At 43.2% G+C, this 1,708-nt stretch carries 2 protein-coding genes; both read left to right on the plus strand.

Annotation, left to right across the window (positions count from 1 at the left end; all coding sequences use genetic code 11):
- On the plus strand, window positions 1-1,364 hold a 1,364-nt coding region (locus P8O70_21600; protein ID MDG2199437.1), incomplete at its 5' end, for a hypothetical protein.
- A gap of 81 nt (window positions 1,365-1,445) precedes the next feature.
- Window positions 1,446-1,708: hypothetical protein (locus P8O70_21605; protein MDG2199438.1), on the plus strand; the 263-nt coding region annotated here is incomplete at its 3' end.

Raw genomic sequence — 1,708 nt, forward strand, 5'->3', positions numbered from 1 at the left:
AAGGAATAACCCTCTCATTTTCAGATATTGATCAGGATGATAGTGCATTTCAATACACGATTACTTCCCTAATCACCCATGGAAATATTCACAACGGAGGTACTTTACTAACCAGCAGTAATTTACCTTACAATTTGCCGACAGGAACGAACTCGGTTACTATCACTCCACTTCAAACACTTGCTAAGAATCAAACCTATTCAGACAGTTTCAACTACACGGTTACTGATAATTCTTCCACAACTGTTTTGGGCCAGGAGACTCATGAATCCAAAACATCTACCGTTAATACTGTTAGTCTTACGATTACTGGTGCCAATGACGCCCCAGTTGCTAATAATGCAAATCAAGGAAATTTTGCATATGGGCAAGCAACCAAAACCTTTTCATTAACTGGCTCAGATATAGATGGTGACAGTATTAGTTACGTTCTCAATAAAAGCCCAACGTATACACTGGTTGCTAGTTTCAACCAATCGAATGGAGCAGTAAGCCTTAGTACTCATAGCTTCACAATTCCTAATGTTGCTTTTAGAGAGAATCTAGTGTTTCAGGTCAAGGATGTGCACAACGCCCTTTCAGACAATGCAACTATAACCTTCGATGCACTTGGTCCAGGTTGTGTTGCTAGCACTATTGCAAGTCCTCAACAAACAGCAAAAAAACTGGTCAACACTGATGCTTTCCTGGCAAAGTATGACCCAGATGGTACACATCTCTGGACACGTCAGGTTGGTTTAGCTGGTGAGGATGTCAGTATGGGTACTGCTACAGATTTGTTGAGCAATACTTTTATGGCTGGCTACACACAAGGTGAACTGACAGAAAACAATAGTGCAGGTGGACTTGATGCTTTCCTGGTCAAATTTAGCAGTTCCGGCAAGGAGCTTTGGCGCCGACAGTTCGGTTTATCTGGAGATGATGTGGCTCTCGCTCTGACAGCTGATGAAGAGGGAAGTGTCTATTTGACTGGCCAGACCAGTCAAACTTTGGCTGGGCATCAGAGCGCTGGAGATGTCGATCTATTTGTAGCAAAGTTTGATATTGGAGGCAGGCTTCAGTGGAGCCAACAATGGGGGACAGGTGGACATGATCTGGGGGCAGAAATTTCTGTAGATGTTCGGGGTCAGCTGAATTTGCTGGGCTTGAGGGTGTCTGAGACACAAAACACCGAAGTAGAGTACTTTTACACTCGCTTGGATGCATCGACAGGCGATATATTATGGACATTACCACTCAAGACAGAAACTCCAGATGCCTCTGGGTTGGCTTTAGATTACACAGGTAATGCTTTCTTAGTGCATCCGCTATCTCCAGAAATTAACCCAAACAATAGACCTTTCTCAGAGTACCGCCCAAATTAATTTGTTGATTTGTGATCGTGACTTCTCCTCAGTCAGAAAATCAGCTAGCTCTTGGATCCCCACTGGAGATTTGATAATGATATGACTGTACACAGTAGTTCAAATATCAAAATATACCTGCTTACTTTTCTGCTTCCTCACTTATTTAACTGTTCCTTGATGGGCTTGGAAGATGAGGAAAGTACTGTGGACACAACTCCCCCAGTTCCTCTAACCGCACTTTATGGAACTTGGAACTCCAGTTGTACGAGTGGAAGTCCTTATCAAACGGAAACACTTCAAGTCGCTGGATTCAACCTGACACTGGATATAATGACTTTCGATGACAGTTCCTGCAGTTCTGC

It is taken from the genome of SAR324 cluster bacterium (assembly GCA_029245725.1).
Taxonomy (GTDB): domain Bacteria; phylum SAR324; class SAR324; order SAR324; family NAC60-12; genus JCVI-SCAAA005.